Origin of the sequence: Botrimarina sp. (genome assembly GCF_040219535.1) — a bacterium.
Taxonomy (GTDB): domain Bacteria; phylum Planctomycetota; class Planctomycetia; order Pirellulales; family Lacipirellulaceae; genus Botrimarina.
Map to the genome: position 1 here is coordinate 221,611 of NZ_JAVJSH010000003.1, position 12,859 is coordinate 234,469.

Genomic DNA, 12,859 nt, shown 5'->3' on the forward strand with positions numbered 1-12,859 from the left:
AATGCGGAGCGCTTCCGGCGACAAGAAGAGCGTGGAAAAACGCCGCGGCGGGACGCGTACGGCAGACGCCCCGCCGCGGCGGTCGGTGGGCCGAGGGCCTACTTGGTCGCCGATCCGCTGTTGGCCGCCATCCGCTGCAAGAGCGTGTGGATGTCGCCGGTGATATCAACCTGGTTCTGGTACTGAACCGCCTTGTTGATGTTCCGGATGATGCTCTCGCGGTTGGCCGGGTCGGTTTCCTCGCCGTTGAAACGCAGCACGACTCCTAGCCCCTGCTTCTGGGCGTACCACTCGATGACCCGCTGTACTTCGAGGTAGGTCTCGTAGTAGATCTTCGCTTCCTTCTCGACGAGCTCTTTGCGCTTTTGCGTGACCTCGACCTGCAGGTTCGCGTTCATCTGAACGATCTGGTCGTCGAGCCGCTTGTAATCGGGGGTGCCCGGCGAGAGGGTGTTCTTCTGTTCCTGCATCTGCATGAGCTGCTGCTGCTTGCCCTTGACGTCGCCCTCGATGCGCTGGAACTCGGTCTTCATCTCCTCCATCGAGCTGGTGAACTTCGGATGGTTCTTGAAGATGAAGTTGATGTCGACAACCGCCACGCCGAACTTCTGCGCGTTGGCCGCGGGGTTGGCGGCGGCGCCGCTGGCGCCTTGCGTCTGGGCCGAGGCGGGCGGACAAACAACGGCCGCCACGAGGGCCGCGAGCGCGGCCGATACCTGAGTCTTCACGTCAGCACTCCTTGCCGAGTTGGTCTTTGCCGAGATGGTCTGGTCGTCCGTGACCGGATCGAGGCCGCCGACCCGAACTGCGGGGCGGGCGTCGGCCTCCGGGTTGGCGGCGGCATTCTGCCGGGAAGTCCACAACGCGTAAATAGCGTTCCTGGGCCCCTTGCCGACTCTGTCTCAGCCAGCAACGCGTGCGTTCGCCTGACCTAAAGAACCGCCCTACCCGCAACTTCGGACGACCGGGGCCGTTGACTTTGACGGATCGCTGACAGATGGCTAACGTTCCGCCCCCTGCCGAGCCTGGGCCCCCGGGCTACCACGCCTTTCCCCACCGAGCGTTGCCGTGACCGCCGGACACCCCGTTGTGCTGATCGTCGACCCGAACGAGACAACACGCTTCGTGCTGTGCGAACTGTTGCGCCGCAGCGGCGTCACGCCCGTAGCGGCCGGCGCCCGACTGGCGTCGCGGCGAGCGGTCGAGTTATCCGCCAGCGTGATTTACATCGACGCCGACGCGGTGAGCGACGCTGTGCTGCAGGAACTCGTTGGAGTCGCGGCCGGTGTAACTTCGCCGATCGTCGTGGCCGGAACCAATCGCCCCATCGAGCCCTCCTCTAGGGGGGTGACCTTCGTTCGCAAACCCTACCATTTCCGCGACCTGGTCCATAAGATTCTGGCGAGTCTCGGCGGAGGCGCTGCGCCCGAGCAGGCGGCGGCGTAGCGCCCGAGTGTCGGGGCCGCGCACCGATAAAGCTGCGCCCCACGGAAGCTGCGTGCCGGTCGAGCTTCGCCCGGCGAGAGGAAGCGCCCCCCCCTCCGCCTGCGAGACGGCCACACGCGCAGCGCCATTACCGCCCCGCTCCTCCACCGCTCGCCGCGACCCTCCCCTCTGTGCCTTCGCTCTTCGTCATCCAAGGCCGCGACCAGGGCCAACGTTTCGTCCTCGAAGAGGCGCTCGTCGGTCTCGGGCGTGTCGCCGGCAACTCGATTCAGCTTCGCGATACCGAAGTCTCTCGCAAGCACGCGGTGCTCGAGCAATCGGGCGACAGCTTCGTGCTGCGCGATCTGAACAGCTCCAACGGCACGTTCGTCAACGGCCACCGGGTCCGCGAGAAGCGGCTTGACACCGGCGACCGCGTGCAGATGGGCCGCACGCTGCTGCTGTACACCGGCGGCGGGCAGGATTGGGTGGCCGACGCCGGGAGCGACGTCCGCATCGTCGAGGGCGCCGCGTACGACGACGGCTCGCGGATCCTCCATTCGATCAGCCAGTCCGAGGGGAGCGATCTGCTTGCCACGCCGGCCGACCAGACGCAGAGCCCGTGGCTCGCCAGGGCGCGGAGCAACTTGCAACTGATGTACCGCACGTCGCTGGCGGTCAGCCACACGCTCGACATCGACCAGCTCGTCGCGCGGATCATGGACATGATCTTTGAGTGGGTGGACGCCGACCGCGGCTGCATCATGCTCCGCGACGAATCGACCGGCCGCCTCACGCCCCGCGTGCGGCGCTTGCGGCGGGGTCCCGCCTCGGCGGGGACCGGCGCCGACGACCGCGCCGACCCCCCGCAGATCGCGATCAGCCAGACCATCCTGGACTACGTGATGACCCGCGGTGAGGGCGTGCTCACCAGCAACGCCGGCGACGACAGCCGGTGGGATCCCGCCGGCAGCATCATGCAGCTGGGCGTGCGGGAGGCGATCTGCGTGCCGATGCAGGGGCGCTACGACTTGGTCGGCGTGATCTATATCGACACGACCATAACACCCAAGCAGATGCTCGAGCTGCAGAGCTCGAACAAGTTCGGCCAGGAACACCTGAAGCTGATGGTCGCGATCGCCCACCAGGCAGCGCTCGCGGTGGAGGACACATCGCATTACCGCGCGATGGTGCAAGCCGAACGGCTCGCCGCGATGGGCCAGACGGTCGCCACGCTGAGCCACCACATCAAGAACATCCTGCAGGGCGTACGCGGCGGCAGCTATCTCATCGAACTAGGTCTGGAGGACCACGCGAAAGCGCTCGCCGCTGACACCGCCGACCTCGATGCCGCCCGCAAGGCGGTCGACACCGTCCGCAAGGGCTGGGGCATCGTCGAGAAGAACCAGGATCGGATCTCCTCGCTCGTCATGGACATGCTGACCTTCAGCAAGGAGCGTAAGCCCGACCCAGAGCCGACCGACCTCAACGCCATTGTCGACGATGTCGTGCAGTTGCTCCAAACCCGGGCAAGAGAAGTCGGCTGCGAACTCCTCTGGCGGCCGGCCCATGGGCTGCCGACGATCCAGGCGGATCAGGACGCGATCCACCGTGCTGTGATGAATATTGTCACCAACGCGGTCGATGCTTGCGAGGGCGCCGAAGCGGGCCGTATCGCGGTGTCGACGGAATTCGATCCAGCGGCGGGCAGCGCGACGGTGGTGGTGGAGGATAATGGCGGTGGCATCGAGCCCGATCGGATCGAGAAAATCTTCTCGGCGTTCGAGTCGAGCAAGGGTTCCCGCGGCACCGGATTGGGGCTGGCGGTGACCCGCAAGACGGCCGAGGAACACGGTGGCTCCGTTCGAGTAACAAGCGAGGTCGGTCGCGGCAGCACGTTCAGCATCGAGCTGCCGCTCGAAGGCCCGCCGGTCGCCGCCGACGACGACGACGCGCAGGAATCCGAGTCCTTGCGGCCCCCAACACCGTGAGCGATGGGATCGACCACCAGAGCTTGCCCTTCGTCTCGTCGGTTGAATGGCACGCCCTCCTCGGTTCGACGAACGACCGCGCCCGCGAGCTGGCGCGGACCAGCGCCGCGCTGCCGGCGCTGGTGGTCGCCGACCGCCAAACAGCCGGGCGTGGCCGTGGCGCCAATCGGTGGTGGGCGTCCGCCGGCGCGTTGACTTTCAGCCTGCTGATCAATCCCGAGAGGCACGGCATCGTCCCCTCTCGGCAGGGCCTGCTGGCGATCGCAACAGGCTTGGCGGTGATCGATGCGGTCAGAGAAACCACCGGCCTCTCGGCGCGGCTTAAGTGGCCTAACGACGTGCTCCTCGACGGCAAGAAGCTCGCCGGCGTGTTGATCGAAGCGGTCGGGCCCGAGCGGTGGATCGTCGGCGTCGGCGCGAACGTCGAGAACCGACTCGGCGCCGCGCCGCCTGAGATCCGGGCGCGTGCGGTGACGCTCGCGGAGGCGCCCGGCGCCGGCAAGGCGGCGGTTCTCGAGAGCTGCTTGACAGCCTTCGGGCGCCGCATCGCCCAGATCGCGTCGGGCGACCCGGAGCTCATCGGCTTCGCGCGTTCCCGGTGTGCGTTGACGGGCGTCCAAGTCAAGGTCGTGGACGGGAATCGAACGATCGCCGGCGAATGCCACGGCCTCGCCGAGGATGGCGCCTTGCTGCTTTACGCCGACGGAGCAACGACGGCGATGACCGCAGGTTCGGTGGAGAGGCTCGACCAACCGAGCGCTTAATCGGGCGCGGCCCAGCCCGCCGGCGCACCGACGAACGGGTTGGTCCGCTTCTCGTGTCCGACGGTTGTCGTCGGGCCGTGCCCCGGATACACGATCGCTTCGTCCGGCAGGGTGAACAGCCGGCTGTGGATCGATTCGCGGAGCGTGTCGAAATCGCCGTCGGGGAAGTCGCTGCGGCCAACCGAGCCACGGAACAGCACGTCTCCCGCGAACACATGGAACTGGTCCCCGCGACGCAGCAGAAACGTCACGTGGCCCGCCGAATGGCCGGGCGTGTCAAGAACTTCGAACTCCATTCCCGCGGCTCGGTAGACGTCGCCGCCGGTGACCGTCTCGTCCGCTTCGGGGCTCCGCACGTCGAAGCCGAATGCCGCGGAGAGGTTGCCCACGGGGTCGGTCAGCTTGCTAGCATCCCCCTCCCCGATCACCAGCGGCGCGTCGGGCCAGCGGCGTTTCATAGCCTCGTTGCCCGCGATGTGATCCGTGTGTCCGTGGGTGCAAAAGAGCGCCGAGGGCGTGAGGCTTTCCGCCTCGATGAGGTCGATGATCTTCCCCGGCTGCAGCCCGGGATCGAAAACGACACACTCCCCCGCGCCCTCTAGCCAGACAACGTAGGCGTTCTCGTCGAACGGCACAGAGGGTACGGCCTCGACTCGCACCGAGCGCCCGACCGGGTGGTTCGCCGAGGTGTCCGCCATGCGATATCACTCTTTCGGTAAGGGTGCCCGTTCGTCTAACATCCGCCGCCAGCCGAGCCATCCAGCGGCCAGCGGAGTGAGTCGCAGGGCCGTGGCGACGCCGACGCGGTATTGATCTTCGTAACTAGGCGTCGCCGGCCGCCGCCGGCGCACGTAATGTATCGCAAGTCTTCGTGGTTGGGCGCCGTGCGACACGCCGGCGTTCAGCCGCGGATCCCCGAACGTTCGCCCCGTGCCTCACGCTTCGACGTGAGGAGCATCCACGCATCGGATAGACCGATCCGAGGCCAAGGAAGTCCAGCCATGCCCATCTTCGATCGACTGTCGCCCCCGCGTGTTATCGCCGCAGCAGGGTTGGCGTGCACGATTCTCGCCCTCAGCGCTCAGGGCGCGCGTGCTCAGCAATTGACGCACCCGATCTACCGCGTCGCCGCGTCGCCGGCCGCGACCAGCCCGGTCGAGCAAGCGGTGGCGAACGAGCCGCCGGCCAGGACGGCAACGGCGGGCTCGGCCCGCACCGACACGAGCGTGCAGCCCGCATCGACCCAATCGCCGGCGAACCCGCCTTTCGACCTCGAGGCCCGGCCGGGCGAGCACCCACTGATGCCGTGCCTCCGCTTGGCGAAGGCCGCACTGGCGGAGATGGACCAACGCGTCCAGGACTACTCGGCCACGTTCACCAAGCGCGAGCGCCTGGACGGCGAGCTCGGCGATTCACAAACGATCAAGATCCGCGTGCGGCACCAGCCGTTTAGCGTTTATATGCAATTCGTCCAGCCGAACCCCGGCCAGGAAGCGTTGTACGTGGCTAACCAAAACAACGGCAAGCTGGTGGCGATGGGCTCGGGGTGGAAGCGACGGTTCGGCAAGATCAACCTCGACCCGGACGGCGCCATGGCGATGAAGGACCAGCGCTACCCGATCACCAAGGCCGGCATCAAGAACCTGACCGCCGAGCTGATCGAGATCGCCGAGCAGGACATCAAGTACGCCGAGTGCGAGGTCAACTACGCCCCGAGCAAGATCGATGGCCGGCCGTGCACGATGATCGAAGCCGTGCACCCCGTGCCGCGGAGCAACTTCCGCTTCCACAAGGCGCAGATCTTCATCGACAACGAACTCCGCCTGCCCGTCGCGTATCGGGCGTACAGCTGGCCGCAAGAGCCGGGTGGCAAGCCGGTGCTCGAGGAGCAGTACATCTACACCGATATCCAGCTCAACAACGGCTTCACCGACGCGGATTTCTCTCCCGAGAACCCGGCGTTGTTCCAGTAGCCCTTCGGCGAGCGGCCCGGCAAGCCGCCAGGCTAGCCGCCAACACGAGCCCTGCCGAGCCAGAAGGTTCCGGCGCGGAAACGCTGGCAGCGTCGGCCGCCAGGGCGTCGCGCCAGATGGTGTAGTCCGCCGCGTCGATCGACCCGTCGCGGTTCGCGTCCGGTCCCTCGCCAGGAGCGACCGTCGCTCCGTAGCCAGACGCCCACAAGTCGTAGTCTGCCTGGTTGATCGACCCGTCGCTGTTGAAGTCGCCGGGAGCGACAGCCGGGCGCCAGGTTATGAAGGATGCAGGCGCCGCCAGCAGGCGGCCCAGCCCGCTGCCGTCGAGGTTGACGCGCCAGACCTCGGTCTGGCTGAGGTCCGACGAGAACAAGGGTTGGCCGCCTTGAAGCAGCTGCGGACCGAAGTCGAACACGAGCTGCGTCCCGTCTGGGGACCAACTCATCTGGTTGGGCCACGTGCCTGGGGTGAAATCGACGATCGCCCGATCGCCCGAACCGTCGCTGTTGATGATCCGCAATTCGACGTCGGACGCGGCTCGTTGTGGAGGGATGGTCGTCGCACTGACGAACTCGGTGGATCGGAAATACGCGACCCGCGAGCCGTCGGGCGAGAAGGCGGGCTGGTAGTCGTTCTGCCAGGTCTGCCCGGTAGAGAGGACCGACGCCTGCGGGCTGGTCAACGCCCCCAGCAGAGAGCCGGTCGGCGAGAAGACCCCCAGCGGCGTGACCGTCTGACCGTTGCCTTGCGTGAACGCGAGCGGAGTGACGATCGTGCCGCCGCCCGGCGACCAATCGACGCCGGCCCCGGCGGTGTGGAACCCGTCGAGCAGAGCGCCGAAGTTGAGCGGTTCGGGCGGCGAAGAAGCATCCGCTTTCTTCTCTAGGATCGGCGTCGTCGAGAAATTGCTCGCCACCCCCCGCCGGAACAGCCGGCTTACCGCGAAGCTCGTGTTGTTGGGCGCCGCCGACTTGAACAGGGGCAGAGAGTAGAACGACTCGAACTGCTGCGTGTTGGGGTTGAACTCGTTCCCGTCTTGATAGTTGGTTAGTTTCGTGGCTTGCCCCGTGCCCGGATCGACGCCGTAGACGTTCAGGCTGAGTTGGCTGCTGCCGGGGTCGTTCGAAGTCACCAGCAGCGAGAGGCCGTCCTTCGACCAAACCGGGCGATCGGGCTGAGGCAGATCGACGTTCAGACGCTCAACCCCTCCGCCATTGGCGTTGGCGGTCCAGAGCTCGGACACGCCCCCCGCCCCGGGGCGAGCGAACACGAGCGGCCCGGCGACCGCTGCGAGGGAACCGACGAGGTGGACCGTCAAGGTCAGGACGCCCGCCAAGGGGAGCACGACGCTCAAGCGTCTTGCGGTTGCCGTGGTGCGCATCGTCTCTCCGATGCCGTGCGCTGGATCGCGCGTCGGCGTTGGGGGGGGGAGCGGTCGGGCGTGGGTCGCTGGCGTATTGTCGCCGCCGCGCGGCCGGAGTTCAAACGATTGGGCGCCCTTCTCCGCGGTTACCTTCGCGGGCGGCTGCGTCGACAGCGATCAAGGTGTTCGTCGGCGGGCCGGGCGACCGGCCTTCGGCCGCACGCCCCGCTTCGACTCGAGGTACCGGGGGTTGTCGGCCTGGCCGGTCATCTCGTAGAGGAAGCGGCTGGGGAGCGTGTCGCGCGGCTTCCCCCATTTGCGGCGAGTTAGGGCGAGCGACAGCGTGAGCCGGTCTCGCGCGCGGGTCACGCCGACGTACGCCAGCCGCCGCTCTTCGGCAATCGCATTCTCGCCCATATCGAGCGACCGCTTGTGCGGAAGGATCCCCTCTTCCATGCCGACCAGGTAAACGTGCGGGAATTCGAGACCCTTGGCCGCGTGCAGCGTCATCAGAGCGACGGCGTCCTTGCCTAGCTGCTTGTCTTTATCGGAGTCGTCGCGGTCACCGGTGGCGATGTCGTCGAGCCATTGTGCGAGCCCCTTCTTGCGGTTGCGCGCCCCGTAGTCGGCCGCGGCGCTGACCAACTCGCCAACCGCCGCGGTGCGCGCGTCGCGGTCGTTTGCGTCGGGGTACAAGCGGGCTATCTCGTCGAGGTACCGCGACTCCTTCACCACCCGGTCGACCGTGGCGCCGAGCGGCTCGACGCCCGCCACGGCGCGCCACCTCCGGACCATCTCGCGCAGGTCGGCGAGGCCGCGCCGGGCGGCGTCGCTCATGCCCGGCCAGCCCGATGGCTCGTCGACCACGCGCCAGAGCGTCACACCGAGGTCGACGGCGCGCTCGACGAGCGCCTTGCGGGCGGCGTCGCCGAGGCCACGGGGGGGCGTGTTGAGGATCCGTAGCAGAGACGGCTCGTCGTCCGGGTTGGTGACGAGCCGCAGGTAGCTAACCAGGTCGCGCACCTCGCGCCGGTCGAAGAAGCTCATCCCGCCGATCAGCACGTAAGGCACCTGCTGCGCGCGCAGCTCCGACTCGAACGCCCGCGGCTGCTCGTTCGTCCGGAACAAGATCGCCAAATCGGAAGCGCGGAGCGGCTTGCCCCCGGCCCGCAGCCACCGCTCGCGGTCCTCGCCGTGCAGCCGCCAGCCGCCGGCATGCAGCGCGGCCCTCAAGTCGGCTACGACCTTCTTCGCTTCTTCGGTCTCGTCCTTGAGCTGCAGGATGCGCGGTCGTTCGCCGCCAGGGCCGTCGGCGGGGCGCTGTGCGATGAGGCGTTTCTCGTGCCGCTCGCTGTTGAACGCGATCAGCGTGTTCGCGTAAGCGATGATCGGGCTTTGGCTGCGGTAGTTCTCTTCGAGGCGGACAACCTTCGCGTCGGGCCAGTCCCGCTTGAACGACAGGATGTGGGCCACCTCGGCCCCGCGCCACGCGTAGATCGACTGGTCGTCGTCGCCCACGACACACAGGTTGCGGTGGCCGATGGCGAGGGCCCGCACGATCTCGTACTGGCTGTGGTTGGTGTCTTGGTACTCGTCGATCAGCACGTGGTCGAAGCGGCCCGCCTCGCGGCGACGCGCCTCGGGGTGCTCGGCGAAGAGACGCTCGGTGAGCAGCAGCAGGTCGTCGAAATCGACGACGCCCGCCTTTTTCAGGTTGTTCTGATAACGTCGGTAAGCCACCGCGGCGAGGTGCTCGCGGTCCGTGTCGGCAGAAGCCGCGGCCCCGTCGGGAAGCACCCCAGCGGTCTTCCATCGGCTGATGTGGTTGAGCAAGTCGGACGGCTTCAGGGAATCGCTCGGCGCGCGGATCTCTCGCAACGAGGAGCGGGCTTGGGCCTCCTGGTCGCCGCGGTCGGCGATCGTGAATCGCGGGCTGTAGCCCAACAGCGGGGCGTGGCGCCGGAGGACCCGCACGCAGAGCGAGTGGAAAGTGCTGATCTCGGGCCGCGGCGCATCCCGCGGCGGGCGACGCTTGCCGCGCCGCAGCAGTTCCGCGGCCCGCTCGTGCATCTCACCGGCCGCCTTGCGGGTGAAAGTGACGGCCAAGATCCGCTCAGGGGGGACGCCGCTGCGGATCAGCTCGGCGATCCGGAACGTCACGACACGCGTCTTGCCGGTGCCGGCGCCGGCGAGCACGAGCAGCGGCCCGCGGAGCGTGCGGACGGCGTCGGCTTGGGCGGGGTTGAGCACTTTCGGCGGGACAAAGAGGCAGACTGGCGGCTCGGCGCCGCGCTTGATCCCCATTCCGGAATCGGCGGTAGCCCCGTACGATACCGGATTCCTGCACCCGACTCAGCCCCCGCTCCGAGCGGTCGTGAGAACATGGATTCCGAACACCGGCACGAGCTAGAACAGAACGAGCTGGCGACCTGGCTAGCCGACAAGATAGAGGCCGTGAAGCCCTACCTGCCCGCCATCGCGGCCGGATTGGTGCTGCTGATCGCCGCTTGGATTGGCTACGGTGCGTGGCGGGCGTCGAAGGCGGCCGCACGAGCCGATCGCTGGGAAGACTACGCCCGAGCGGTCGACACCGGGATGCCCGACCTGCCGCTGCTCCGGCAAGCGGCCGAAGAGAACCCCGGCACCGCGGTCCAGCAGTGGTCGGACATCACCTGGGCGGATGGCCAGCTCTTCCGGGGCGCGAACCTGTTTTTCCAGGATCGCAACCAGGCCGACCAAGCCATCGCCGACGCGGTGAAGGTGTACGAGGAGCTCGTCGCCTCGTCGGACAACGTGATCTCGGGCCGCGCGTCGTACCAGCTTGCGAGGGCGTACGAGCTGCAGGGCGAGCTGGAGAAAGCCCGCGAGCAGTACGGCAGGGTGACCGGCGCTTTCGCCCCCTTGGCCGAGGCGCGCGTCAGCGAGCTCGACAGCAAGGGCGTCAAGCAAGCCTACGAGTGGATCACGGCCACGTCCGCCGCGGCGTCGCCCGAAGCGGAGGGCCCTTCGATTGGCGAGCTGGAGCCAGACGAGTTGACGCTCCCCGACGCCCCGCCCGCGAACCCCGACGCCGCTCTCAGCGACCTGCTGCAAGGCTTCGAGTCGGAGTCGGCGGCAACGCCGGGCGAGTCGAGTCCCCCCGCCGAATCCGGCCCATCTGGCGACGACTCGCCAGCCGAAGGGGAGCCCGCCGAAGGCGACCCCGAGGGAGGGGACCCAGCGGAAAGGGATGCCGACGCCGAGGCGCCTGAGGAAGACGCCCCCGATACCGACGACCAGCCCTAAGCGGGCCAAAGCCGTGCACGCCGAGAGTCCCGTCGAATTCGTCGCCACCGAGGACGATGCGGGCCAGCGGCTGGATGCGGCGCTCGCCACCCGCGCCGAACGCTTGAGCCGCACGCTGCTGAAGAGGGCGATCACCGCGGGCGCGGTGGCCGTGAACGGGCGCCCACAGACCAAGCCCTCTTATCGGCTTGAGGAAGGCGATGTCGTCGCGGTGGAAGCCGTGCCGCTGCCGGACGAGGGGCCTCGGCCCGAGGCGATCCCGCTGGACGTCCTCTACGAAGACGACGATCTTGTCGTCGTTGACAAGCCGCCGGGCATGGTGGTTCACCCCGCAAAGGGGCATTGGGGAGGCACGCTCGTCGCCGCCTTGGCCCACCGCTTCGGCGACGCGCTGAGCTCCGCCGGCGGGCCGCACCGCCCGGGAGTGGTGCACCGACTCGACCGCGACACGTCGGGCGTGATTGTCGTGGCGAAGCACGACGTGGCTCACGCAAGCTTGGCCGCGCAATTCGCCGACCGCACGACCGAGAAGGTCTACCTGGCGATCGTCCTGGGGGAGCCCGATCGCGACGCGGACGTCGTCGACGAGCCGATCGGCCCGCACCCGCACGTGCGCGAGAAGATGGCGATCCGCCGCGACCACGCCTACGCCCGCCCCGCTCTTACAACGTTCGCAGTCGTGGAGCGGCTACGCCGCTGTTCGCTGCTGCGTGTCACCCCCAAGACGGGCCGCACCCACCAGATCCGCGTGCACTTGGCGCACGCCGGTCACCCGGTCCTGTGCGACAAGCAGTACGGCGGGCGGAGCCGGATCACGGCGAGCGAGCTCGACGGCCGCACCGCCCTGCCGGACGACGCCGCGTTGCTCCAACGGCAGGCGCTGCACGCTTTCCGGCTCGGCGTCGACCACCCGACGACCGGCGCGCGGCTGACGTTCGAGGCGGCTTTGCCCGACGACATGCGCCGGGTCCTCGACCACCTGAGGACCACGAGCCGGTGAACGTTCGCAGGATGCGACACGGAGAGGAACCGGAGCTGTGGCGCCTCCGGCACGCGACGATCCACGCGGTAAACCGGCGAGACTATTCACCGGAGCAGGTGGCCGCTTGGTCGCCGGGGCAAGTAGACGCCGGGGCTTGGCGGGCGAAGATGCGTGAACTCAACCCGCTGGTTTCCGTCGTGGGGGAGGCGATCGTCGGGTACGCGGACGTGCAAGCCTCCGGTCTTATCGACCATTTCTACGTGCACAAGGACTGGCAGCGGCGCGGCGTCGGCACGGCGTTGATGCGAGCACTGGAGGCCGAAGCTCACCGGCTGGGCCTGAAAGAAGTTCATTCACGCGTCAGCCTGACCGCGAGGCCGTTCTTCGAGCGCTCCGGCTTTTCTGTGATCCGCGAGCAGGAGGTCGTCATCGACGGCGTCCGCCTCCGGAACGTGCTGATGGCGCGCCGTTTGAGCGACCCGTCGAACCTTGCCGCGGACGATCGCTGACGGCGCCGCCTCGGCGGCAGGCCACGCTCCAGCGGTATGGACCGGGATCCGTTCGACGGTACATTACGCCGCGTCGAGCGACGGGCGTCGCTCGCGCCCCCTTCTACGGAGACTCCGCATGGGATTTCTCAACGAGTTTCAGAAGTTCGCGATGCGGGGAAACGTCGTGGACCTGGCGGTCGGAGTCGTGATCGGCGGCGCGTTTGGGAAGATCACAACGTCATTGGTCAACGACGTTCTCATGCCGCCCATCGGGCTGTTGACCGGCGGGGTGGACTTCTCCCACTGGAAGATACCGATCGGTCCGGACAACCCGACCACCGAGGCGATCGACCCTGTGACGATCAACCTCGGTGAGTTCATCAACACGATGGTCAATTTCTTGATCGTCGCGTTTGCGATCTTCCTTGTGATCCGAGTCATGAACCGCCTGCACGAAGCCACGTTTGGTCCCGACGAAAAGCAGCCGTCGCCCGCGGTCAATCCCCCCGAGGACATCCTGCTCCTCCGTGAGATCCGCGACTCGCTGAAGAAGCAGGCCTGACAGCGCATCCGCGGAGAGCAACG

The 12,859-nt window shown here is 67.6% G+C and carries 12 protein-coding genes; 8 read left to right on the forward strand and 4 right to left on the reverse strand.

The window, feature by feature from the left end; translation table 11 throughout:
- Window positions 1-98: 98 nt before the first annotated feature.
- On the reverse strand, window positions 99-728 hold the full coding sequence (locus tag RIC11_RS01595) for an OmpH family outer membrane protein (protein ID WP_350208074.1): 630 nt from the start codon (window positions 726-728) through the stop codon (window positions 99-101).
- Between the two features lie 361 nt (window positions 729-1,089).
- Between RIC11_RS01595 and RIC11_RS01600 the strand changes: the two genes are divergently transcribed.
- From RIC11_RS01600 to RIC11_RS01610, 3 genes are all read left to right on the forward strand, one after another.
- A complete protein-coding gene (locus RIC11_RS01600; protein ID WP_350208075.1) occupies window positions 1,090-1,446 on the forward strand; it encodes a hypothetical protein in 357 nt (118 codons plus the stop codon).
- A gap of 170 nt (window positions 1,447-1,616) precedes the next feature.
- Window positions 1,617-3,416: an ATP-binding protein gene (locus RIC11_RS01605; protein ID WP_350208076.1), complete on the forward strand. Its 1,800-nt coding sequence runs from the start codon at window positions 1,617-1,619 to the stop codon at window positions 3,414-3,416.
- On the forward strand, window positions 3,413-4,180 hold the full coding sequence (locus tag RIC11_RS01610) for a biotin--[acetyl-CoA-carboxylase] ligase (protein ID WP_350208077.1): 768 nt from the start codon (window positions 3,413-3,415) through the stop codon (window positions 4,178-4,180). The genes RIC11_RS01605 and RIC11_RS01610 overlap by 4 nt, the downstream gene beginning before the upstream one ends.
- On the opposite strand, the gene RIC11_RS01615 is transcribed toward RIC11_RS01610, so the two are convergent.
- Window positions 4,177-4,878, reverse strand: a complete 702-nt coding sequence (locus RIC11_RS01615) for an MBL fold metallo-hydrolase (protein ID WP_350208078.1) — start codon at window positions 4,876-4,878, stop codon at window positions 4,177-4,179. The genes RIC11_RS01610 and RIC11_RS01615 overlap by 4 nt on opposite strands.
- Before the next feature lie 303 nt (window positions 4,879-5,181).
- Between RIC11_RS01615 and RIC11_RS01620 the strand changes: the two genes are divergently transcribed.
- Window positions 5,182-6,153, forward strand: a complete 972-nt coding sequence (locus tag RIC11_RS01620) for a DUF1571 domain-containing protein (RefSeq protein ID WP_350208079.1) — start codon at window positions 5,182-5,184, stop codon at window positions 6,151-6,153.
- On the opposite strand, the gene RIC11_RS01625 is transcribed toward RIC11_RS01620, so the two are convergent.
- Window positions 6,107-7,534 (reverse strand): hypothetical protein, encoded by a 1,428-nt coding sequence (locus RIC11_RS01625; RefSeq protein WP_350208080.1) that lies wholly within the window; start codon window positions 7,532-7,534, stop codon window positions 6,107-6,109. The genes RIC11_RS01620 and RIC11_RS01625 overlap by 47 nt on opposite strands.
- Window positions 7,535-7,693: 159 nt before the next feature.
- Window positions 7,694-9,766 carry an ATP-dependent helicase gene (locus RIC11_RS01630; protein ID WP_350208081.1) on the reverse strand — a complete coding sequence of 691 codons (2,073 nt, stop codon included), beginning with the start codon at window positions 9,764-9,766 and terminating at the stop codon, window positions 7,694-7,696.
- Between the two features lie 132 nt (window positions 9,767-9,898).
- Between RIC11_RS01630 and RIC11_RS01635 the strand changes: the two genes are divergently transcribed.
- The 4 genes from RIC11_RS01635 (at window position 9,899) to mscL (ending at window position 12,836) form a co-directional block, all read left to right on the forward strand.
- A complete protein-coding gene (locus RIC11_RS01635; RefSeq protein ID WP_350208082.1) occupies window positions 9,899-10,801 on the forward strand; it encodes a tetratricopeptide repeat protein in 903 nt (300 codons plus the stop codon).
- 13 nt (window positions 10,802-10,814) lie between these two features.
- A complete protein-coding gene (locus RIC11_RS01640; protein ID WP_350208083.1) occupies window positions 10,815-11,801 on the forward strand; it encodes an RluA family pseudouridine synthase in 987 nt (328 codons plus the stop codon).
- Between the two features lie 11 nt (window positions 11,802-11,812).
- Window positions 11,813-12,292 carry a GNAT family N-acetyltransferase gene (locus tag RIC11_RS01645; RefSeq protein WP_350208130.1) on the forward strand — a complete coding sequence of 160 codons (480 nt, stop codon included), beginning with the start codon at window positions 11,813-11,815 and terminating at the stop codon, window positions 12,290-12,292.
- A 118-nt stretch (window positions 12,293-12,410) separates the two neighbouring features.
- Entirely contained in the window at window positions 12,411-12,836 is a 426-nt protein-coding gene (mscL, locus tag RIC11_RS01650) for a large-conductance mechanosensitive channel protein MscL (RefSeq protein ID WP_350208084.1), read from the forward strand.
- The last annotated feature ends 23 nt before the right edge of the window (window positions 12,837-12,859 follow it).

Coding starts and splice junctions, on each gene's coding strand:
- RIC11_RS01615 (WP_350208078.1), bottom strand. CDS start 4,878: ATGGCGGACACCTCGGCGAACCACCCGGTCGGGCGCTCGGTGCGAGTC.
- RIC11_RS01620 (WP_350208079.1), top strand. CDS start 5,182: ATGCCCATCTTCGATCGACTGTCGCCCCCGCGTGTTATCGCCGCAGCA.
- RIC11_RS01625 (WP_350208080.1), bottom strand. CDS start 7,534: ATGCGCACCACGGCAACCGCAAGACGCTTGAGCGTCGTGCTCCCCTTG.
- RIC11_RS01635 (WP_350208082.1), top strand. CDS start 9,899: ATGGATTCCGAACACCGGCACGAGCTAGAACAGAACGAGCTGGCGACC.
- RIC11_RS01645 (WP_350208130.1), top strand. CDS start 11,813: ATGCGACACGGAGAGGAACCGGAGCTGTGGCGCCTCCGGCACGCGACG.
- mscL (WP_350208084.1), top strand. CDS start 12,411: ATGGGATTTCTCAACGAGTTTCAGAAGTTCGCGATGCGGGGAAACGTC.